The sequence below is a fragment of the Kitasatospora sp. NPDC048296 genome (genome assembly GCF_043201815.1).
Classification (GTDB): Bacteria; Actinomycetota; Actinomycetes; order Streptomycetales; family Streptomycetaceae; genus Kitasatospora.
The window spans coordinates 60,366-83,256 of sequence record NZ_JBICZB010000007.1 but is presented as its reverse complement, the minus strand read 5'-3'; the positions used below and the strand labels follow the sequence as shown (position 1 = coordinate 83,256).

The window sequence follows — 22,891 nt, the reverse complement described above, 5'->3', positions numbered from 1 at the left end:
GGCGGGCTCGGCGGCTTGGGCGAGGTGGTCGGTTCCGGCAGGTGCGGCGAGGTCGCCGGGTTCGGCGGCTTCGGCGCGTTCGTCCGCCGGGCGCACCGGGCGGGCGAACTCGTGGTGCAGCCCCGGATGGGGATGAGCGACCCGGAGCTGATGCGGGCCGGACTGCTGGCCACCAAGGGTGCCGCCGGCCGTACGGTCGGCACCGTCACCCTGGACAGCTACACCCGGGTGAACGACCTGGAGTCCGCCGAACTCGCCCTGCTGGAAGGCGTGTCGCTCAACGGCTACCCGATCGTCAGCCATGATCTGGAGACCACCAGGAGGGTGCTGGACGGGATCCACGGCGCGGACTTCCCGGTGCAGGTCCGGCACGGCTCGGCCGCGCCGCTGGACATCTTCCGGGCGCTGATGACGGTGGGACTGGACGCCTCGGAAGGCGGTCCGGTCTCCTACTGCCTTCCGTACGGGCGCATCCCGCTGCGTGAGTCGGTGGAGAACTGGTCGCGCTCCTGCTCCCTCTTCAGTCGGCTGCGCGAACTCGGGCGGGATCCGCACCTGGAGACCTTCGGCGGCTGCATGCTCGGCCAACTCTGCCCGCCCAGCCAACTGGTGGCGATCAGCGCGCTCGAAGCGCTGTTCTTCTACCAGCACGGGCTGCGCTCGATCTCGGCCAGCTACGCCCAGCAGACGCACCAAGGCCAGGACATGGAGGCCGTGTTCGCGCTGCGCCGGCTCTGCGCCGAACTGCTGGCCGAGGCGGACTGGCATGTCGTCATCTACGCCTACATGGGCGTCTACCCCACCACGCCGCACGGGGCGCTGGCGCTGCTCGGCGACGCGGCCGAGCTGGCCGCCTCCACCGGCTCGGAGCGGCTGATCGTGAAGACCGTCGCCGAGTCCGTGCGGATCCCGACGGTGGCGGAGAACGTCAGCGCGCTGGAGCACGCGGCCGCGCGCGCGGCCCGCACCGAGCGGGTCGCCGATGACGGCGCCGACTCGCAGACCTACGCGGAGGCCGCGGCGCTGGTCTCCGCGGTGCTGAACCTGGACCCGGACGTCGGGCGGGCGATGCTGCTGGCGTTCCAGCGCGGGTACCTGGACATCCCCTACTGCCTGCACCCCGACAACCAGGGGCGCACCCGCAGCTACCTGGACGGGGAGGGGCGGCTGCGCTGGGCGAACATCGGCAGGCTGCCGCTGGCCGGGGTGGTGGAGGCCGGCGAGTCCCACACCGTCACCTCCGGCGAGCTGCTGGGGTCACTGTCCTACATCCGCTGGAAGTTCGACAACGAAGCGATTGCCGCCGGGCAGGGCCATGCGCTTTCCGGCGGTGCTGTCTGAGCCCAGCCAGGCGCTGGGAGTGGCGCGGCGTGACGGGGGCGATGCGCGGCTGGGCGCAGCCGTCCCCGCGTAACTGTTCGTTTGCTAAACGGTCTTGGCCGAATGTGGGAGATGCGCGGATGAATGAGTCCAGTTCCGATTCAGTACTGGCCCGGTTGCTGGCCGCTGCCGCGCCGTCGGAGCACCGGAGGTTGGTTCTCGACCTCGTGAGCAGCGCGGCGGTCGCGGCGCTGAAGGCCGCACGCCCGGAGGCGGCCGAGACCTTGGACACCGCGCGTGCCTTCACCGAGCTCGGCTTCGACTCGCTGGCCTCGGTCGACCTGCAGGCCCGCCTGGTCGCGGCCACCGGTCTCGACCTGCCGGTCACCGTGGTCTACGAGTGCCCGACCCCGGCCGCGCTGGTCGATCGGCTGCTCGCGGCGGCGCTCGGCGCCGTCACCCCCGAACCGGCCCCGACCGCCAACCTCGGTGCGGCGGACGAGCCGATCGCGATCGTGGGCATCGGCTGCCGGTTCGCGGGCGGGGTGGACTCCCCGGACGGGCTGTGGCAGCTGCTGCGCGACGGCGGCGAGGTGCTCTCCGACTTCCCCACCGACCGCGGCTGGGACCTGGACCGGCTGTTCGACGAGGACCCGGAGACCCCCGGCGGCAGCTACGTCCGCGCCGGCGGCTTCATCGACACCGCCACCGAGTTCGACGCCGACTTCTTCGGCATCAGCCCGCGCGAGGCGCTGGGCATGGACCCGCAGCAGCGGCTCGTCCTGGAGACCGCCTGGCAGGCCCTGGAGCACGCCGGGGTCGACCCGCTGGCGCTGCGCGGCACCGAGGCCGGCATGTTCTTCGGCGCCGAGGTGCAGGAGTACGGCCCGCGGCTGTACGAGGCCCCCGACGGCCTGGACGCCTACCTGCTGACTGGCAACGCCCCCAGCGTCATCTCCGGGCGGGTGGCCTACGTGCTCGGCGCGCTGGGCCCCGCCGTCACCGTGGACACCGCCTGCTCGGCCTCGCTGGTCGCGATCCACCTGGCCTGCCAGTCGCTGCGCGCGGGGGAGTCCTCGCTGGCGCTGGCCGGCGGCGTCGCCGTGATGGGCGGCCCGGGCGTCTTCACCGCCTTCAGCCGCCAGCGCGGCCTGGCCCCCGACGGCCGCTGCAAGGCCTTCGCCGCCGCCGCGGACGGCACCGGCTTCGCCGAGGGCGTCGGCGTCCTGGTGCTGGAGCGGCTTTCCGACGCCAAGCGCAACGGGCACCGGGTGCTGGCCGTGGTCCGCGGCTCCGCCGTCAACCAGGACGGCGCCTCCAACGGGCTCACCGCCCCCAGCGGCACCTCCCAGCAGCGGGTGATCCGCCAGGCCCTGGCCAATGCCGGCCTGCGCGCCGCCGAGGTGGACGCCGTCGACGCCCACGGCACCGGCACCACGCTCGGCGACCCGATCGAGGCCACCGCGCTGCTCGCCACCTACGGGCAGGACCGGCCCGAGGACGCGCCGCTGCTGCTCGGCTCGGCCAAGTCGAACCTGGGCCACACCCAGGGCGCCGCCGGCGTCGCCGGGGTGATCAAGATGGTGCTGAGCATGCGCCACGGCTACCTGCCGAAGAGCCTGCACATCGACGCCCCGAGCCCGCACGTCAACTGGTCGGCCGGCGCCGTCGAACTGCTCACCGAGGGCCGGCCGTGGCCCGAGACCGGCGCGCCGCGCCGAGCCGGCGTCTCCTCCTTCGGCGTCAGCGGCACCAACGCCCACGTCGTGCTGGAGCACGACGCCGAGGCCGAGCAGCCGCTCGCCGAGGAGCCCGCCACCGCCCCCGCCGACTCCGGGGTGCTGCCGTACGTGCTGTCGGCGCGCGGCGAGCAGGCCCTGCGCGAGCGCGCCGCGGACCTGCTGCCGTTGCTGGACGGCGACGAGGTCCGGCTCACCGACCTCGCCCACTCGCTGGCCACCACCCGGGCCGGCCTGGCGGACCGCGCCGCGATCGTCGCCGAGAGCCGCGAGGAGCTGCGCGCCGCCCTGGCCGCGATCGCCTCCGGCGAGGCCCCCACCGCCGTCGCCGGCCCCGGCAAGCTCGCCTTCCTGTTCACCGGGCAGGGCAGCCAGCGCCTCGCGATGGGCCGCGAACTGGCCGCCGAGTTCCCGGTGTTCGCCGTCGCCCTGGAGAAGGTCTGCGGCTACCTGGACCTCCAGCTGGACCTGCCGCTCACCGAGGTGCTGTTCGCGGCCGAGGGCTCGGCCGAGGCCGAACTGCTGCACCACACCGGGTACGCCCAGCCCGCCCTGTTCGCGATCGAGGTCGCGCTGTTCCGGCTGGCCGAGAGCTGGGGCCTGCGCCCCGACTACGTGGCCGGGCACTCCATCGGCGAGCTGGCCGCCGCGCACGTCGCCGGGGTGCTCACCCTGGAGGACGCCGCCATCCTGGTGGCCGCGCGCGGCCGACTGATGCAGGCCCTGCCGGCCGGCGGCGCGATGGTCGCGGTGCAGGCCACCGAGGCCGAGGTGGCGGCGCTGCTCACCGAGCGGGTCGGCCTCGCGGCGGTCAACGGCCCCCGCGCGGTGGTGCTCTCCGGCGACGAGCGGGAGGTGCTGCGGATCGCCGAGGAGCTGGCCGCGGCCGGGCACCGGACCAAGCGGCTACGGGTGAGCCACGCCTTCCACTCGCCGCTGATGGAGCCGATGCTCACCGAGTTCCGCCGGATCGCCAGGGTGCTGGAGTACACCGCGCCGAAGATCCCGATCGTCTCCACGGTCACCGGTGAGCTGTGCACCGAGGCGGTGGCGACGCCCGAGTACTGGGTCGAGCACGTGGCCGCCCAGGTGCGGTTCGCCGCCGCGATGGACTGGCTGGCGGCCGCCGGGGTCGACACCTTCCTGGAGATCGGCCCGGACGGCGTGCTCTGCGCCATGGGCCAGGAGTGCCTGGACGGCTCCCCGGCCGTCTTCGCCCCGCTGCTGCGCCGCGAGCACCCCGAGCCCCGGCAGGCCGTGCTGGCCCTGGCGGCGGCCTACACCACCGGTGTCCCGGTGGACTGGGCCCGCTTCCACGCCGGCCGCGACGGCCGTCGGATCGAGCTGCCGAACTACCCCTTCCAGCGCAAGCGGTTCTGGCTGGAGCCGGGCTCGGCCCACGCCGACCTCGCCGGCATCGGCCAACTGCCCGCCGGACACCCGCTGTTGAGCGCCGTGGTGGCCGTCGGTGCGGACGGCGTGGTGCTCACAGGCCACCTCTCGCTGCGCGCCCAGCCCTGGCTGGGCGACCACGTCATCGTCGGGCGGGTGCTCCTCCCCGGCACCGCCTTCGTCGAGCTGGCCGTGCGCGCGGGCGACCACGTGGGCGCCGGTGCGATCGAGGAACTCACCCTGGGCGCCCCGTTGGTGCTGCCGGCCGAGGGCGGCGCGGGCATCCAGGTCGCGGTGGGCGAGCCGGACGAGAGCGGGCGCCGACAGCTGACCATCCACTCCAGGGCGGACGGCGCGGACGCCGGGCAGTGGACCCAGCACGCCAGTGGTGTGCTGGCACCCGCCGCCGAGCCGCTGCCGCAGCCGCTGGACAGCTGGCCGCCGCAGGGCGCCGAGGCGATCGACCTCACGGGCGTCTACGAGGCCCTGGCGGCCCAGGGTTACGGCTACGGTCCGGCCTTCCAGGGTCTCAAGGCGGCCTGGCGGCACGGCGGCGAGGTCTTCGCCGAGGTCGAGCTGCCCACCGAACTGGTGGCCGAAGCCGCCGAGTTCGGCCTGCACCCGGCGCTGCTGGACGCCGCCCTGCACGCCGCCGACCTGGGCGCCGAGCCCCGCGCCGAGGTGCTGGTGCCGTTCGCCTGGACCGGGGTGTCGCTGCACGCCGCCGGCGCCGCCTCGGTGCGGGTGCGGATCTCCCACCCCGGCAAGGACACCCTGGCCCTGGAGTTCGCCGACGCCACCGGCGCACCGCTGGCCACCGTCCGGGGCCTGGTCTCCCGCCCGGTCTCGGACGACGAAGTCCTCTACGCCGTACGGCAGTCTCCGCTGGCCGTGCCGGCCGAGCCGCGGCCGCTGCGGACCGCGATGCTGGACGGCGAGCTCGCCGACCTGACCGCGCTGGCCGACCTGACCACCTCGGCCGACCCGCTGCCGCACGCCGTCGTGCTGCCCGCGGTGGCCGGCGCCGAGGAGCTGCCGCTCGCGGCCCGGGGCGCCACCGCCCGGGTGCTGCGGGTGCTCCAGGCCTGGCTGGCCGACGACCGCTTCGCCGACTCCACGCTGGTGGTGGTCACTTCGCCGGCGCTCGCCCAGGCACCCGTCCGCGGCCTGGTCCGCTCGGCGCAGGCGGAGAACCCCGGCCGGTTCGTCCTGATCGAGCACCCCGACCTGCCCACCGAGGCCGAGCTGTCCGCCGCGCTCGCCACCGGAGAGCCCGAACTGTCGCTGCTGAGCGGCGAGTTCACAGCCCCGCGGCTGGCCGCCCTGCCCTCGGCGGCGAACCCGAAGCCCCAGTGGGGGAGCGTCCTGATCACCGGCGGCACCGGCGGCCTGGGCGGACTGCTGGCCCGGCACCTGGTCACCGAGCACGGTGTGCGCAGCCTGGTGCTGGCCGGGCGCCGCGGCTCGGCGCCCGAACTCGAGGCCGAACTGAACGAGTTGGGTGCCGAGGTGGCCGTGGTCGCCTGCGACGTGGGCGACCGCGCCTCGGTGGCCGCGCTGCTGGCGGCCCACCCGGTCGACTCGGTGATCCACGCCGCCGGCACGGTGCGCGACGGAGTGATCGGCTCGCTCACCGAGGAGACGCTGGAGGAGGTGTTCCGGGCCAAGGTGGACGGCGCCTGCCACCTGCACGAGCTCACCGCCGAGCTGGACCTCAAGGCCTTCGTGCTCTTCTCCTCGCTCGCCGCCGTCCTCGACGGCGCCGGACAGGCCAACTACGCGGCGGCCAACGCCTTCCTGGACGCCCTGGCCGAACACCGCGCCGAGCTGGGCCTGCCCGCCACCGCCCTCGCCTGGGGCCTGTGGACCGGCGAGGCCGGCATGGGTGCCGCGCTCGACGAGGCGACGCTGGCCCGGATCGCCCGCTACGGACTGCCCGGACTGGACGCGGCGCACTCGCTGCGGCTCTTCGACGCCGCCGTGCGCACCGGCGCCGCCCGGGTCGTCCCGATCGAGGTGGACACCGCCGCCGTGCGCCGACGTACGGACGGCATCCCCGCGCTGCTCAGCGGCCTGGTGCGGCCGGTCAACCGCCGGGCGTCGGCCGCCCGCGGCACCCGCGCCCAGGACGGCGGCAACGCGCTCGGCGCGCTGCCCGTCGCCGAGCGGGACCGGACCCTGCTGGAGCTGGTCCGCACCGAGGTGGCGGCCGTGCTGCGGCACGAGAGCGCGGCGGCGATCAGCCCGACCCGGGCGTTCACCGAGATCGGCTTCGACTCGCTGGCCGCCGTGGAACTGCGCAACCGCCTCAACTCGGCGACCGGGCTGCGGCTTCCGGCCACGCTGGTCTTCGACTACCCGGCGCCGAAGGTGCTGGCCGAGTACATCCGCGACACCCTGTTCGGCAGCGAGCCCGGGGCCCCGGCCGCGCCGGTGGCGGCGGCCGCAGGCCTGGCCGTGGGGGCGCCTCCCAGCCGCCGGGCTGGGGGAGACCCGATCGTGATCGTCGGGATGAGCTGCCGCTACCCCGGCGGCGTGGAGTCCCCCGAGGACCTGTGGCACCTGGTCGCCGACGGCGTCGACACCATCGCGGACTTCCCGGCCGACCGCGGCTGGGACACCGAGGGGATCTACGACCCGGAGCCGGGCACGCCCGGCAAGACCTACTCCCGCGAGGGCGGATTCCTCTACCGGGCCGCGGAGTTCGACGCCGACTTCTTCGGCATCAGCCCGCGCGAGGCGGTCGCGATGGACCCGCAGCAGCGCCTGCTGCTGGAGGTCTCCTGGGAGGCGTTCGAGCGCGCCGGCATCGATCCGGCGACGGTCCGCGGCACCGCCACCGGCGTGTTCGCCGGCGTGATGTACCACGACTACGGCAGCTGGCTCACCGACGCCCCCGAGGAGGTGGCCGCCTACTTCGGCAACGGCACCCTCGGCAGCGTGCTCTCCGGACGCGTCTCCTACGCGCTCGGCCTCGAAGGGCCGGCCGTCACCGTCGACACCGCCTGCTCCTCCTCGCTGGTCACCCTGCACCTGGCCGCGCAGGCGCTGCGCGGCGGCGAGTGCACGCTCGCCCTGGCCGGCGGTGTCACCGTGATGTCCACCCCCGACACCTTCATCGACTTCAGCCGTCAGCGCGGCCAGGCCGCCGACGGGCGCTGCAAGTCCTTCGCGGCCGCGGCGGACGGCACCGGCTGGGGCGAGGGCGTCGGCATGCTGGTGCTGGAGCGGCTCTCCGACGCCGAGCGCAACGGGCACCGGGTGCTCGCCGTGCTGCGGGGCAGCGCGATCAACCAGGACGGCGCCTCCAACGGCCTGACCGCCCCCAACGGGCCGTCCCAGCAGCGGGTGATCCGTCAGGCGCTGGCCAGCGCCGGGCTGTCGGCCGCCGAGGTCGACGTGGTGGAGGCGCACGGCACCGGCACCACGCTGGGCGACCCGATCGAGGCCCAGGCGCTGCTGGCCACCTACGGCCAGGAGCACACCGAGGAGCGCCCGCTCTGGCTCGGCTCGATCAAGTCGAACATCGGCCACACCCAGGCCGCCGCGGGCGTCGCGGGCGTGATCAAGATGGTCGAGGCGATGCGCCACGGCGTGCTGCCCAAGACCCTGCACGTGGACGCCCCCTCGGACCAGGTGGACTGGACGGCGGGCGCCGTCGAACTGCTCACCGAAGCCCGGGACTGGCCCGAGACCGGCGCGCCGCGCCGCGCCGCCGTCTCCTCCTTCGGCATCAGCGGCACCAACGCCCATGTGATCCTCGAAGCGGCGCCGTTCACCGAGGACGCCCCGGCCACCGGAACCCCGCCCACCCTGGTGGCGCTGCCGGTCTCCGGCCGCAGCCCCGAGGCGCTGGCCGCCCAGGCCGAGAAGCTGGCCGCCACTGGCGACGCGGACCTCGCCGACCTGGGCCTCGCGCTGGCCACCACCCGCAGCGCCCACCCGTACCGCGCCGTGGTGCTGGCCGCCGAGCGCGCCGAACTCGGCGCCGCCCTGGCCGCGTTGAGCGCGGGTACGGAGGCGCCCGGGCTGGTCACCGGCACCGTCGACGAGGGCGGCCTGGCCTTCCTCTTCTCCGGCCAGGGCTCGCAGCGCCCCGGCATGGGACGCGAGTGGTACGAGGCGTTCCCGGTCTTCGCCGAGCACTTCGACCTCGTCGCCGCCCACCTGGACGGCGCCCTGGAGCGCCCGCTGGCCGAGGTGGTCTTCGGCGACGACGCCGAACTCCTGGGCCGGACGGCCTGCACCCAGGCCGCGCTGTTCGCCACCGAGGTGGCGCTGTTCCGGCTGCTGGAGTCCCTCGGCCTGCGCCCGGACTTCCTGGCCGGCCACTCGATCGGCGAGCTGGCCGCCGCCCACGTCAGCGGCGTCTGGTCGCTGGCGGACGCGGCCAAGGCCGTCGCCGCCCGGGGCCGGCTGATGCAGGCGCTGCCCGAGGGCGGCGCGATGGTCGCGGTGCGGGCGAGCGAGGCCGAGGTGCTTCCGCTGCTGGACGAGCGGGTCGGCATCGCGGCGGTCAACGGGCCGCGCTCGGTGGTGCTCTCCGGCGACACCGAGGCGGTGCAGGAGGTGGCGGCCCACTTCGGGCGCGCCAAGCGGCTGACCGTCTCGCACGCCTTCCACTCGCCCCGGATGGACGGCATGCTGGCCGAGTTCGGCGCCGTGCTGGCCGAACTCGACTACGCCGAGCCGAACATCCCGATCGTCTCCACCCTGACCGGCAAGGCGGCGAGCGCGGCCGAGCTGGGCGCCCCCGAGTACTGGGTCCGGCACGTCCGGGAGAGCGTGCGCTTCGCCGACGCCGTCGACACGCTCGCCGGCCAGGGCGTCACCACCTTCCTGGAGCTCGGCCCCGACGCGGTGCTGACCGCCCTGGGCCCGGACTGCCTGGCCGACGACGCCCGGGCGCTCTTCACCTCCGTCGCCCGCAAGGGCAAGCCCGAGGTCGCCGAACTGCTCGGCGCCCTCGCGCAGGCCCACACCCACGGCGCCGCCCTGGACTGGCCCGCGCTCTACGGCGACTACACCCCCCGGGCCGTCGAGCTGCCGACCTACGCCTTCCGGCACCGGCGGTTCTGGCTGGACGTCCCGGCCGCCAAGGGCGACGCGGGCAGCCTGGGCCAGGCGCCGGTGGACCACCCGCTGGTCGGCGCCGGGATCCGGCTGGCCGCCTCCGACGAGGTGCTGCTGACCGGCCGGGTGTCCCGCGCCACCCACCCGATGCTGGCCGAGCACGCCGTCCTCGGCACCGTCCTGCTGCCGGGAACGGCGCTGGTCGACCTGGCGATCCGGGCCGGCGACCTGCTCGGCCTGCCGGTCCTGGAGGAACTGACGCTCCAGGCGCCGCTGCTGCTGCCCGAGTCGGGAGCCGTCCAGCTCCAGGTCGTCGCCGCGCGCGGCGGGGCCGTGCGGATCTTCTCCCGCCCGGCGGGCGACGAGGAGGCCGACTGGACCACCAACGCCACCGGCCTGCTCGCCGAGCGCGCCGCCGACCGCCCCGAGCCGACCACCCAGTGGCCGCCGGCCGGCGCGACCGAGGTCGACGTCACCGGCCTCTACGAGAAGATGCGCACCGAGGGCTACGAGTACGGCCCGGTCTTCCAGGGCGTCAAGGCCGCCTGGCGGCGCGGCGAGGAGGTCTTCACCGAGCTCGAACTCCCCGCCACCGAACGGCCCGACGCCGCCCGCTTCGGTCTGCACCCCGCGCTGCTGGACGCCGCCCTGCACGCCACCGCACTGCTGGACGAGGAGCGTGAGGAGGCACCGGCGGATGGCAAGGTGCTGCTCCCGTTCGCCTGGAACGGGGTCGAACTGCACACCGGCGGCGCCTCGGCGGCCCGGGTGCGGCTGACCCGCCAGGACGGCGGCGGCATCCGGATCGAGCTGGCCGACGGCGCCGGGACCCCTCTCGCCTCGGTCTCCTCCTTCGTGACCCGGCCGGTGGCGGCCGGCCAACTCGGCCCCCAGCAGGACTCGCTGTTCACTGTGGAGCTGACGCCACGCCCTGAGCTGACCGCCCAGGGCGTGGGCAACCGGCGGTTCGCGGTGCTCGGCACCGGCGACCTCGGCCTCGACGTGCCCGTCCACCCCGACCTGGCCGCGCTCGGCGACGCCGTCCCCGACGTGCTGCTGCTCCCGGTGCCGACGCCGACGGGCCGGCCCGTCCCGGAGGCCGTACGCGCCGCGCTGCGCGCCGCGCTCGGGCCCGTCCAGGAATGGCTGCGCGAGGACCGGTACGCCAAGGCGACGCTGGTGGTGCTGACCGCCCAGGGCCTGGCGGACGCCGCCGTGCGCGGCCTGGTCCGCGCCTCGCAGGCGGAGGACCCGGGCCGGATCGTCCTGGTGGACTCCGCCGAGGCGCCCACCCTGCCGCTGCTGGCCGCCGCCCTCGACTCGGGCGAGCCCGAACTGCTGCTGCGCGAGGGCGCGATCCTGGTGCCGCGCCTGGCCAGGGTCCAGCTGCCGCAGGCCGATCAGGACGGCCCCGACTGGGGCACCGTGCTGATCACCGGCGGCACCGGCGGTCTGGGCGCGCTGGTGGCCAGGCACCTGGTGCGGCAGCACGCGGTCACCAGCCTGGTGCTGGCCGGACGCCGGGGCCCGGAGGCGCCCGAGGCGCGGGAGCTGCAGGCTGAGCTGACCGAACTGGGCGCCCGGGTGGCGGTGGTGGCCTGCGACGTCGCCGACCGGGCGGCGCTGGCCGCGCTGCTCGCCGAGCACCCGGTGCGAAGCGTCGTGCACACCGCCGGTGTCCTGGACGACGCCCTGATCGGCTCGCTGACCCCCGAGCGGATCGACCCGGTGCTGCGGCCCAAGGTCGACGGTGCCTGGCATCTGCACGAGTTGACCCTGGAGCGGGAGATCAGCAGGTTCGTCCTGTTCTCCTCGGCGGCCGGCACTCTGGACGCCACCGGGCAGGGCAACTACGCGGCCGCCAACGTCTTCCTGGACGCGCTGGCCGAGCACCGGGTCGCGGCCGGCCTGCCGGCCACCGCGCTGGCCTGGGGCCTGTGGGCGGGAGCCGGCGGGATGGGCGGCCAGCTCGCCGAGGCCGACCTGGAGCGGATCGAGCGCTCCGGCATCGGCGCGCTGGACCCGGCCGAGGGGCTGGCCCTGTTCGACGCGGCCCTGCGCGCAGAGCGTGCCACCGTGGTGCCGGCGCGTCTGGATCTGGCGGCGCTGCGCGAGCGCAGCAAGTCCCTCCCCGCCGTGCTGCGCGCTCTGGTGCGGCCCACCGTCCGCCGGGACGCGGCCACCGGCGCCGGCGGCTCCAGCGGTGCGGCCTCGCTGGCCCAGCGCCTGAGCACGCTGCCGGCCGCCGACCACGAGCACGCGGTGCTGGAGGCGGTCCGCTCGCAGGTGGCCGCCGTGCTCGGGCACGACGGCCCGGCAGCCGTCCAACCCAGGCGCGCCTTCACCGAGCTGGGCTTCGACTCGCTCGCCGCGGTGGAGCTGCGCAACAAGTTGAAGGTGGTCAGCGGGCTGCGCCTGCCGTCCTCGATGATCTTCGACTACATCACCCCGGCGGCGCTCGCCGCGTACCTGCTGGACAGGTTGCGCCCGGAGCGGACCGAGCCGGCGGGCGAGGAGCCCGACGACGCCCGGGTGGCCGAGTTGCTGGCCGGCATCCCGGTGGCCAGGCTCCGCGAGTCGGGCCTGCTGGAACGGCTGCTGAAGCTCTCCGAGACCGCCGCCGACTCGAAGCCGGCCGCGCCCGGCGCACCGGCCGAGTCCGGGGCCGACCGGACCTCGGCCATCAAGAACATGGACATCTCCGATCTCATCCGCACTGCGCTCGACCGTAGCGACGCCAAGTAATCAGGGAGCGACACCGACCGTGGATACATCTGTCGAGCAGATAGTCGAGGCGCTGCGCGAGTCGTTGCTGGAGAACGAACGACTGCGCCAGCAGAACACGCGGATCGAGGCCGCGGCGCAGGAGCCGATCGCGATCGTGGCGATGAGCTGCCGCTACCCCGGCGGCGTCAGCTCGCCCGAGCAGTTGTGGCAGCTGGTCGACCAGGGCGTGGACGCGGTGGGGGACTTCCCCGCCGACCGCGACTGGGACGTCGAGGGGCTCTACGACCCGGACCCGGACGCGCCGGGCAAGACCCACGTCCGTGAGGGCGGCTTCCTCTACGACGCACCGCGCTTCGACGCCGCGTTCTTCGGCATCTCGCCGCGCGAGGCGATCGCGATGGACCCGCAGCAGCGCCTGCTCCTCGAGGTCTCCTGGGAGGCTTTCGAGCGGGCCAACATCGACCCGCACACCCTGCGCGGCAGCCGGACCGGCATCTTCGCCGGGGTGATGTACCACGACTACGGCAGTTGGCTGGCCGAGGTGCCCGAGGGCGTCGAGGGCTATCTCGGCAACGGCAACCTGGGCAGTGTCGCCTCGGGCCGGGTCTCCTACACGCTGGGCCTGGAGGGGCCCGCCGTCACCGTGGACACCGCCTGCTCCTCCTCGCTGGTCGCGCTGCACCTGGCGGTCCAGGCGCTGCGCACCGGTGAGTGCGCCTACGCGCTGGCCGGCGGTGTCACCGTGATGTCCACCCCGGACACCTTCGTGGACTTCAGCCGCCAGCGCGGGCTCTCGCTGGACGGCCGGTGCAAGTCCTTCGCCGCCTCGGCGGACGGCACCGGCTGGGGCGAGGGCGTCGGCATGGTGCTGTTGGAGCGCCTGTCGGACGCCGAGCGCAACGGGCACCGGGTGCTGGCCGTGGTCCGCGGCAGCGCGATCAACCAGGACGGCGCCTCCAACGGCCTGACCGCCCCCAACGGGCCGTCCCAGCAGCGGGTGATCCGCCAGGCGTTGGCCAACGCCAGGCTCAGCGCCGATCAGGTGCACCTGGTGGAGGCGCACGGCACCGGCACCCCGCTGGGCGACCCGATCGAGGCGCAGGCGCTGCTCGCGACCTACGGGCAGGAGCGCGCCGACGGGGAGCCGCTCTGGCTCGGCTCGATCAAGTCGAACATCGGCCACACCCAGGCGGCCGCGGGCGTCGCCGGGGTGATCAAGCTGGTGATGGCGATGCGCCACGGCCGGATGCCGAAGACGCTGCACGTCAACGAGCCCACCCCGCAGGTGGACTGGACCGAGGGCGCGGTCGAACTGCTCACCGAGGCCAGGGACTGGCCCGAGCGCGGCGAGGCCCGGCGGGCCGCGGTCTCCTCCTTCGGCATCAGCGGTACCAACGCCCACGTGATCCTGGAGAGCGTGCCCGAGCCCGAAGTGCCGCAGCGCGCCACCGAACTGACCGGACCGCTGCCGCTGGTGCTCTCCGGGAAGGGTGAGCAGGGCCTGGCCGCCCAGGCGCAGCGGCTGCTCGACCACCTGGACAGCGCCCCGCTGCCCGACCTCGCCTGGACCCTGGCCACCTCCCGGGCCGCCCTCGGCGACCGTGCGGTGGTGATCGGCGCGGACCGCTCCGCGCTGGCCGCCGGGCTGAGGGAGCTCGCCGCCGGCCGCGCCGCGGCGGGCGTGGTGCAGGGCGGGCGCCAGAGCGAGTCCCGGATCGCCTTCGTCTTCCCCGGACAGGGCTCGCAGTGGATCGGCATGGCGGCCGAACTGCTGGACACGGCACCGGTGTTCGCCGCCAGGATGACCGAGTGCGCCCAGGCGCTGGCCCCGCACGTGGACTGGGACCTGCTGGAGGTCATCCGCGGCGCGGGCTCGCTGGAGCGGGTGGACGTGGTGCAGCCCGTGCTCTGGGCGGTCATGGTGTCGCTGGCCGAGCTGTGGAGCTCCTACGGGGTGCGCCCGGCCGCCGTGATCGGGCACTCGCAGGGCGAGATCGCGGCCGCCTGCGTGGCCGGGGCGCTCTCGCTGGCCGACGGCGCCAAGGTGGTGACCCTGCGCAGCCTGGCCATCGCGGACGCCCTGTCCGCGCGCGGCGGCATGATGTCGGTGGCGCTGTCGGCGGAGCAGGTCCGTGAGCGGCTCGCCGAGTACGAAGGGCGGCTCTCGGTGGCCGCCGTCAACGGCGCGGCCTCGGTGGTGGTCTCCGGCGACGCCGACGCCTTGGACCAGCTGCACGCCGGGCTGCGCGCGGAGGGCGCGCGGGCCAAGCGGCTGCCGGTGGACTACGCCTCGCACTCGGCCCAGGTCGAGTCGATCCGCGAGCGGCTGCTGAAGGAGCTTTCCGGGCTGAGCCCGCGCTCCGCCGAGGTGCCGTTCTACTCCACGGTGACCGGCGAACTGTTCGACACCGCGGGCCTGGACGCCGACTACTGGTACACCAACCTGCGCCAGAGCGTGCTCTTCGAGGGCACCACCCGGCTGCTGCTCGACAGTGGCTACGGCGTCTTCGTCGAGTGCAGCCCGCACCCGGTGCTGCTGCACAGCGTGGAGGAGACGGCGGAGGCGCTGAACGCCGAGGTCGTCGGGATCGGCTCGCTGCGCCGCGACGAGGGCGGCCCGGAGCGCTTCCTGACCTCGCTGGCCCAGGCGCACGTGCACGGCGTCGTCCTTGACTGGGCGGCGGTCTTCGCCGGGACGCCCGTGCGCAAGGTGGATCTGCCCACCTACGCCTTCCAGCGCGAGCGGTTCTGGCTCGGCAGCTCCCGGGCGGTGGGCGATGTGACCGCGGCCGGTCTGGTCGCCGCCGGACACCCGTTGCTCGGCGCCTCGGTCGCGGTCGCCGACGGCGGCGGCATGCTCTTCACCGGCCGGCTCGCCACCGCCACCGCGCCCTGGCTGGCCGACCACGCGGTGGGCGGCACGGTCCTGCTGCCGGGTACCGCGTTCGTGGAGTTGGCCGTCAAGGCCGGCGACGAGGTCGGCTGCGGCCGGGTGGCGGAACTGACCATGGAGGTGCCGCTGCTGCTGCCCGAGCGGGGCGCGGTCCAACTTCAGCTCCACCTCGGCGAGTCGGACGACTCGGGCCGACGCCCGCTGACCGTGCACTCGCGCCCCGAGGGCGGCGAGGGCGAGTGGACCAGGCACGCCAGTGGCCTGCTGGAGCCGGACACCGCCGAGGCCGGCTTCGACTTGGCCGCCTGGCCCCCGGCCGGTGCGCAGCCGGTCCCGGTGGACGGCGTGTACGAGGGTCTGGCCGAGCAGGGCTACCACTACGGCCCCGCCTTCCAGGGGCTCAAGGCGGCCTGGCGGCGTGGCGAGGAGGTCTTCGCCGAGGTCGAACTCCCGGTGGAGGAGCAGGGGTTCGCCCTGCACCCGGCGCTCTTCGACGCGGCCCTGCACGCCGCGGGCCTCGGCGGTAGCCAGGAATCGGACCAGGCCAGGCTGCCCTTCGTCTGGAACGGCGTCTCGCTGTACGCCTCGGGAGCCAAGGCACTGCGCCTGCGGATCACCGGCACCGACGCATTGACCGTCCAGCTCGCCGACACCACCGGCTCCCCGGTGGCCTCGGTGGAGGCGCTGACCACCCGCGCGGCCGACCCCGCCGCGCTCGGGGCGGCCACCCGTTCCGATGCCCTGTTCCGGCTCGACTGGCCGGTCCTCACGGTGGAGGGACCCGCACCCGAGCACGCGGTGCTCGGCGAGGGCGGCCTGGCGGAGCTGGCGACCGTACCGGAGTTCGTGGTCCTGCCGGTGCGGCAGGGCGAGGATCCCGTCACCGGCACCAGGGCCGTCTCCGTCCAGGTGCTGGAGACCCTGCGGCAGTGGCTGGACAGCGAGAAGGTCGCCGCCTCCCGCCTGGTGGTGCTCACCAGGGGAGCGGTGGCGGTGGGCGCCGAGGGCGTCCAGGACCTCGCCGCGGCCGCCGTCTGGGGCCTGACCCGCGCCGCCCAGGGCGAGAACCCCGAGCAGTTCGTCCTGGTGGACGCCGACCAGGACACCACCGTCGAGCAGGCCCTGGCGGCGGCCGCCGCCTCGGGCGAGCCCCAACTCGCCGTGCGCGACGGCAAGGTGCACGTGCCCCGGCTGACCAGGAGCGCACCGGAGGGCACCGTCAGCCCCCTCGACGCCGAGGGCACCGTGCTGATCACCGGCGGCACCGGCGTGCTCGGCGCGCTGGTGGCCCGGCACCTGGTGGCCGAGCACGGTGTGCGCCACCTGCTGCTGGCCGGGCGCAGCGGCGTCGCCCAGGACGACTTCGCCGACCTGGACGCGGAGATCACCGTGGCCAAGTGCGACGCGGCCGACCGCGAGCAGCTCGCCGACCTGCTCGCCACCGTCCCCGCCGACCGCCCGCTGACCGCCGTGCTGCACCTGGCCGGCGCGCTGGACGACGGCTTGGTCACCGCGCTCACCGCTGAGCGGCTGGACGCGGTGCTGCGCCCCAAGGTGGACGCGGCCTGGCACCTGCACGAGCTCACCGCCGGTCTCGACCTCAAGGCGTTCGTGCTCTTCTCCTCGGCCGCCGGCACCGTGGACGGTGCGGGCCAGTCCGGCTACGCGGCGGCCAACGCCTTCCTCGACGGCCTGGCCCAGCACCGCCGGGCGCTCGGCCTGCCCGGCCTGTCGCTGGCCTGGGGCTTCTGGGAGCAGCGCACCGGGATGACCGCCCACCTGAGCGAGGCGGACGTGGTGCGGATGGCCAGGTCCGGGGTGCGTCCGATCGCCACCGCCGAGGGCCTGGCGCTCTTCGACCTCGCGTTGGCCGGGGACCGGGCGCTGCTGGTGCCGATCGGCCTGGACCTGCCCGCGCTGCGTTCGGCGGGCACGCTCTCCCCGGTGCTGCGCGGCCTGCTCCGTCCGGCCGCCCGGCGCACGGCGGCAGCGGCACCCGCGGCACCGGGCAGCGCGCTGGACAGGCTGGCCGCCCTCGGACGGGCCGAGCGCGACACGGCCCTCTTCGAGCTGGTCCGCACCCATGTCGCCGCCGTGCTCGGCCACGACCCGGACATGGTGCTCGACCCGCGACGGGCCTTCAGGGACTGGGGCTTCGACTCGCTGACCGCGGTGGAACTGCGCAACCGGCTGGGCCTGGCGGTCGGGCTGCGGCTGCCGGCCACCCTGGTCTTCGACTACCCGGACCCCACCGCCCTGGTCGGCCACCTCAGGACCGAACTCTTCGGCTCCGCCGAGCCGGTCCCCGAACCCGCCGCCGGCGCGCGGCAGGCCGGCGACGAGCCGATCGCGATCGTGGCGATGGCCTGCCGCTTCCCCGGTGGTGTCGGCACCCCCGAGGAGTTGTGGCAGCTGCTGGCGGAGGGCGGTGACGGCATCTCGCAGTTCCCGGCCGACCGTGGCTGGGACATCGAGGGACTCTACGACCCGGAGCCGGGCAAGGCCGGTCGGACGTACTCCCGCGAGGGCGGATTCCTGCACGACGCCGCCGACTTCGAGCCGGACTTCTTCGGCATCTCGCCGCGCGAGGCGATCGCGATGGACCCGCAGCAGCGCCTGCTCCTGGAGACCTCCTGGGAGGCGCTGGAGCGCGCCGGCATCGACCCGTACTCGGTGCGGGGCAGCGCCACCGGCGTGTTCGCCGGGGTGATGTACCACGACTACGGCAGCAGGCTCAGCAACGCGCCGGAGGACGTGCGGGACTACCTGGGCAACGGCAGCCTCGGCAGCGTGGCCTCGGGCCGGGTCGCCTACACCCTCGGCCTGGAGGGGCCCACCCTCTCGGTGGACACCGCCTGCTCCTCCTCGCTGGTGGCGCTGCACCTGGCGGCGCAGGCGCTGCGCGGCGGCGAGTGCACGCTCGCCCTGGCCGGCGGCGTCTCGGTGATGTCCACCGTGGACACGTTCGTGGACTTCAGCAGGCAGCGCAATCTCGCCGCCGACGGCCGGGCGAAGTCCTTCGCCGACGGCGCGGACGGCACCACGCTCTCCGAGGGCGCCGGGATGCTGCTGCTGGAGCGCCTCTCGGACGCCCGGCGCAACGGGCACCAGGTGCTGGCCGTCATCCGTGGCTCCGCCGTCAACCAGGACGGTGCCTCCAACGGGCTGACCGCGCCCAACGGGCCGTCCCAGCAGCGGGTGATCCGTCAGGCGCTGGCGAGCGCGGGGCTCTCGGCGAGCGATGTCGACGTGGTCGAGGCGCACGGCACCGGTACCACGTTGGGTGACCCGATCGAGGCGCAGGCGCTGCTGGCCACCTACGGCCAGGGCCGGTCGGCGGACCGGCCGTTGTGGCTGGGGTCGATCAAGTCGAACATCGGTCACACCCAGGCGGCCGCCGGTGTGGCCGGGGTGATCAAGATGGTGCAGGCGATGCGCCACGGCGTGCTGCCCAAGACCCTGCACGTGGACGGGCCCTCCAGCAAGGTGGCCTGGTCGGCGGGCGAGGTCCGGTTGCTGACCGAGGCCCGGGCCTGGCCCGAGGTCGAGCGGCCGCGCCGGGCCGGGATCTCCTCCTTCGGGATCAGCGGCACCAACGCCCACACCATCATCGAGGCCGTCACCGAGCAGGTCGCCGAGCCGGCGGGCACCGAGGCCCCGCTGCTGCCCGTCCTGCTCTCCGGGGCCACCCCGGAGGCGCTCTCGGCCCAGGCGGCGAAGCTGACCGCCCTGGTGGAAGCGCCGATCGCCGACCTCGCCTTCTCGCTGGCCACCGGCCGCTCCGAGCTCGGCCACCGGGCCGCGCTGATCGCCCGCGACCGGGACGAACTAGCCGCAGGCCTGGCCGCGTTGACGGCCGACGAGGCGGCGCCCGGCGTGCTGCGCGGCAAGCCGGTGGCCGGCAAGCTCGCCTTCCTGTTCACCGGGCAGGGCGCGCAACGCCCGGGCATGGGCCGGGAGTTGTACCAGAGCCAGCCGGTCTTCCGACGCGCGTTGGACGAGGTCTGCGGCCAGCTGGACACGCACCTCGACCGGCCGCTGCGGGAGCTGATCTTCGATCAGGACGCCGAGCTGCTCGACCAGACCCGCTACACCCAGAGCGCCCTGTTCGCCCTGGAGGTCGCGCTCTTCCGGTTGCTGGAGTCCTGGGGCATCAGGCCGGACTTCCTGGCCGGGCACTCCATCGGCGAGCTGACTGCCGCCCACGTCGCGGGCGTGCTGAACCTTCAGGACGCCGCCCGCCTGGTCGTGGCCCGGGGCCGCCTGATGCAGGCGCTGCCCGCCGGTGGTGCGATGCTGGCCGTCGACGCCACCGAGGAGGAGGTGCTGCCGCACCTCGGGGAGGCCGTGAGCATCGCCGCCGTCAACGGGCCGAACGCCGTCGTGGTGTCCGGTGCGGAGGAGGCGGTGGCCGCCCTCGAGGCCGCCTTCACCCACCGCAGGACCAAGCGCCTGCGGGTCAGCCACGCGTTCCACTCGCCGCTGATGGACCCGATGCTGGCGGAGTTCACCGAGGTCGCGCGCACCCTTGAGTTCGCCCCGCCGACCGTGCCGATCGTCTCCAACCTGACCGGCGAGCGGGCCACCACCGAAGAGCTGACCTCACCCGAGTACTGGGTGCGACACGTGCGCGAGGCCGTCCGCTTCGCCGACGGGATCCGCACCCTGGAGGCCGAGCAGGTCCGCACCTTCCTGGAGCTGGGCCCCGACGCGGTGCTCTCCACCATGGGCACGCACTGCCTGGCCGACCCCGAGCGCTCGGCGCTGATCTCCGTGCTGCGCCGGGACAAGGAGGAACCCCTGGCCCTGGCCACCGCGTTGGGCGCGCTGCAGGTACGCGGCGTCCCGATCGACTGGGAGCGGCTCTACGGCGGTACGGCGGTGCGCCGGATCGACCTGCCGACGTACGCCTTCCAGCGCCGGCGGCTCTGGCTGGAGGACGGACCGTCAGGGCCGGGCGAGGCCGCCGGCTTCGGCCAGGCGGCGGCCGGGCACCCGCTGCTCGGTGCCGAGCTCAGGCTGGCGGAGAGCGACACCATCGTACTGACCGGACGCCTCTCGCTGAGCACCCACCCGTGGCTGGCCGAGCACGCCGTCGCCGGCGTGGTGCTGCTGCCCGGCAGTGCCTTCGTGGAACTGGCGGTCCAGGCGGGCGACCGGGTGGGCAAAACCCTGGTCGAGGAGTTGACCATCGAACGACCGCTGGTGCTGCCCGCGCAGGGCGGGATCCAGCTCCAGGTGGTCACCGGCGCCGACGACGGCTCCGGGCGCCGCCCGGTCACCGTGCACGCCCGCACCGAGGAGAGCGGCGCCGCATGGACCAGGCACGCCACCGGCGTCCTGGCCCCGCTGAGCGCGCCGGAACCCGCCGCGCTTCAGGTCTGGCCGCCGGCCGGTGCCGTGCCCGTCGACCTCGACGGCAGCTACGACCGCCTCGCCGACCAGGGTTACGGCTACGGCCCGCTGTTCCGCTGCCTGCGGGCCGCCTGGCGGCTGGGCGAGGAGGTCTACGCCGAGCTCGCCCTGCCCGAGGAGGCCGAGCAGAACGGGTTCGGCCTGCACCCCGCACTGCTCGACTCCGCGCTGCACGCCATCGACCTGCTGGACGGCCAGGACCCGACGGTGATGACCCTGCCGTTCTCCTGGGAGGGCGTGACGCTGTACGCGGCGGGTGCCTCGGCCCTGCGGCTGCGGCTCACCCCGCAGAGCACCGAGCAGTTGAGCCTGCAGCTCTTCGACGGCGCCGGCGCACCGGTCGCCGTGGTGTCGGTGCTGCGGATCCGGCAGGTGTCCGCCGAGCAGCTGAACGCGGCCGCGGCCGCGGCCGCCTCGGGCTCCGGCGACCTGTTCGAACTGCACTGGGTGCCGGTGCCGTTGGCGGCTCTCCCGCACGACGAAGCGCAGCTCGAACCGGACACCGTGAGCGTCACCGTCGACGGCGTTTCGCACGCCCCGGCCCAGGCTGGTCAGGCTGCTCACCGCGCCCTGGCCGTCCTCCAGGAGCGGCTGGCCGAGGACCGTGCCGAGGGCGCGCCACTGGTGGTCGTCACCCGGGGTGCGGTGGGCGTGGACGGCGCGCCGGACCTCGCGCAGGCCGGCATCTGGGGTCTGGCGCGGGCGGCGGCCGTCGAACACCCCGACCGCCTGGTCCTGGTCGATCTCGATGAGGACCCCGCCTCCGAGGCCGCCCTGGCGGCGGCGGTGGCCACCGGGGAACCGGAGTTGGCGCTGCGGGCCGGTCAGGCGTACGTCCCGAGGCTGGCCGAGGCCACGGCCTTCGAGCGCGTCAGCTCGCTGGACCCGCAGGGCACCGTGCTCATCACGGGCGGTACCGGCAGCCTCGGCCGCCTGCTCGCCCGGCACCTGGTGGGCGAGTACGGCGTCCGGCACCTGTTGCTGACCAGCCGCACCGGGGTCCTGCCAACGGAGCTGGCGGAGCTGGCCGAGCTGGGCGCGACCGTGACGGTGGCCGCCTGCGACGCCGCCGACCGTGAGGCGATGGCCGCGCTGCTCGACGACATCCCCGTCGAGCACCCGCTGACGGCGGTGGTGCACGCCGCCGGGGCCCTGGACGACGCTCTGATCTCGGCGCTCACCGACGAGCGCCTGGACGCGGTGCTGCGGCCCAAGGCGGACGCGGCCTGGCACCTGCACGAGCTGACCGCGGGCCTGGACCTGGCCGCCTTCGTCCTGTTCTCCTCGGCCGCCGCCACCCTCGGGGCCGCCGGGCAGGGCAACTACGCGGCGGCCAACGCCTTCCTGGACGCCCTGGCCGCCCGGCGGCGCTCGGCCGGGCTCCCCGCGCTCTCGCTCGGCTGGGGCCTGTGGGACACCGGCTCCGGGATGGCCGGCTCGCTCGGCGAGGCGGAGCTGCGCCGGCTCTCCCGGGACGGCATCCAGCCGCTGTCGGTCGACCGGGCGCTCGCACTCTTCGACCGGGCGCTGACCTCGGACCAGTCGCTGCTCCTGCCGATGCGGGTGCGGCCGACCGAGCAGGCGCCCCCGATGGTCCGCGCGCTGGCCGCCCGGACCCCGGCCCGCCGCACCGCCCAGGCAGGGCCGGCCGCGACCGACAGGCCGCAGCTCACCCCGCTGCCCGAGCGGCTCGCGGCGCTCTCCCCGGTGGAGAGCAGGCAGTTGTTGCTGGAGACCGTGCGCGGCCACGTCGCCGAGGTGCTCGGGCACCCGAGCGCCGAGGCGGTGGACCCGGAGCGCGCGTTCGGTGAGCTGGGTGTGGACTCGCTCTCCGCGCTGGAGTTGCGCAACCGGATCAGCGCCGACACCGGCCTTCGGCTGTCCTCCACCCTCACCTTCGACTACCCGACCCCGGTGGCCATCGCCGACCACCTCTTCGACGAACTGGTCGAAGACGTGGACGGTGCGCCGGATGTCGAGGCCGAGGTGATCCGCCTGGAGTCCCTGCTCGAAGCAGCGGCCTCGGCCAGCCCGGTCAACGAGGAGCAGCGCTCCCGGGTGGCCCTGCGCCTGCGCGCCCTGACCGCCAGGTGGGCCGGCGACCTGCACCCGGAGCCCGCCGACCAGGGCGGCCCGGAGCTGGACACGGCCACCGCCGACGAGCTCTTCGACCTCCTCGACGACGAGCTCGGCAAGTTCGACTAGCAGGACCTGGGGGGGGGGGGGGGGGGGGGCCGGGCGGGGGGCCCCCCCCCCCCCCCCCCCCCGGGCCCGGGGGGGGGGGGCCCCCCCCCCCGCCCCCCCCCGCGCCCCCCCCCCCCCCCCCCCCCCC

At 75.0% G+C, this 22,891-nt stretch carries 3 protein-coding genes; all 3 read left to right on the top strand.

Translation table 11 applies throughout. The features are described from left to right. The first annotated feature begins 24 nt into the window (after positions 1-24). The 3 genes from ACGF12_RS07390 to ACGF12_RS07380 all read left to right on the top strand — a co-directional run bounded on the left by ACGF12_RS07390 (position 25) and on the right by ACGF12_RS07380 (position 22,764). Positions 25-1,341 carry a methylaspartate mutase gene (locus ACGF12_RS07390; protein WP_393027002.1) on the top strand — a complete coding sequence of 439 codons (1,317 nt, stop codon included), beginning with the start codon at positions 25-27 and terminating at the stop codon, positions 1,339-1,341. A gap of 119 nt (positions 1,342-1,460) precedes the next feature. Further along, positions 1,461-12,269, top strand: coding sequence for an SDR family NAD(P)-dependent oxidoreductase (locus ACGF12_RS07385; protein WP_393026831.1), 10,809 nt, complete (start codon positions 1,461-1,463; stop codon positions 12,267-12,269). Next, positions 12,229-22,764 carry an SDR family NAD(P)-dependent oxidoreductase gene (locus tag ACGF12_RS07380; RefSeq protein ID WP_393027000.1) on the top strand — a complete coding sequence of 3,512 codons (10,536 nt, stop codon included), beginning with the start codon at positions 12,229-12,231 and terminating at the stop codon, positions 22,762-22,764. Before ACGF12_RS07385 ends, ACGF12_RS07380 begins: the two co-directional genes overlap by 41 nt. Positions 22,765-22,891 lie beyond the last annotated feature (127 nt).

Coding starts and splice junctions, on each gene's coding strand:
- ACGF12_RS07385 (WP_393026831.1), top strand. CDS start 1,461: ATGAATGAGTCCAGTTCCGATTCAGTACTGGCCCGGTTGCTGGCCGCT.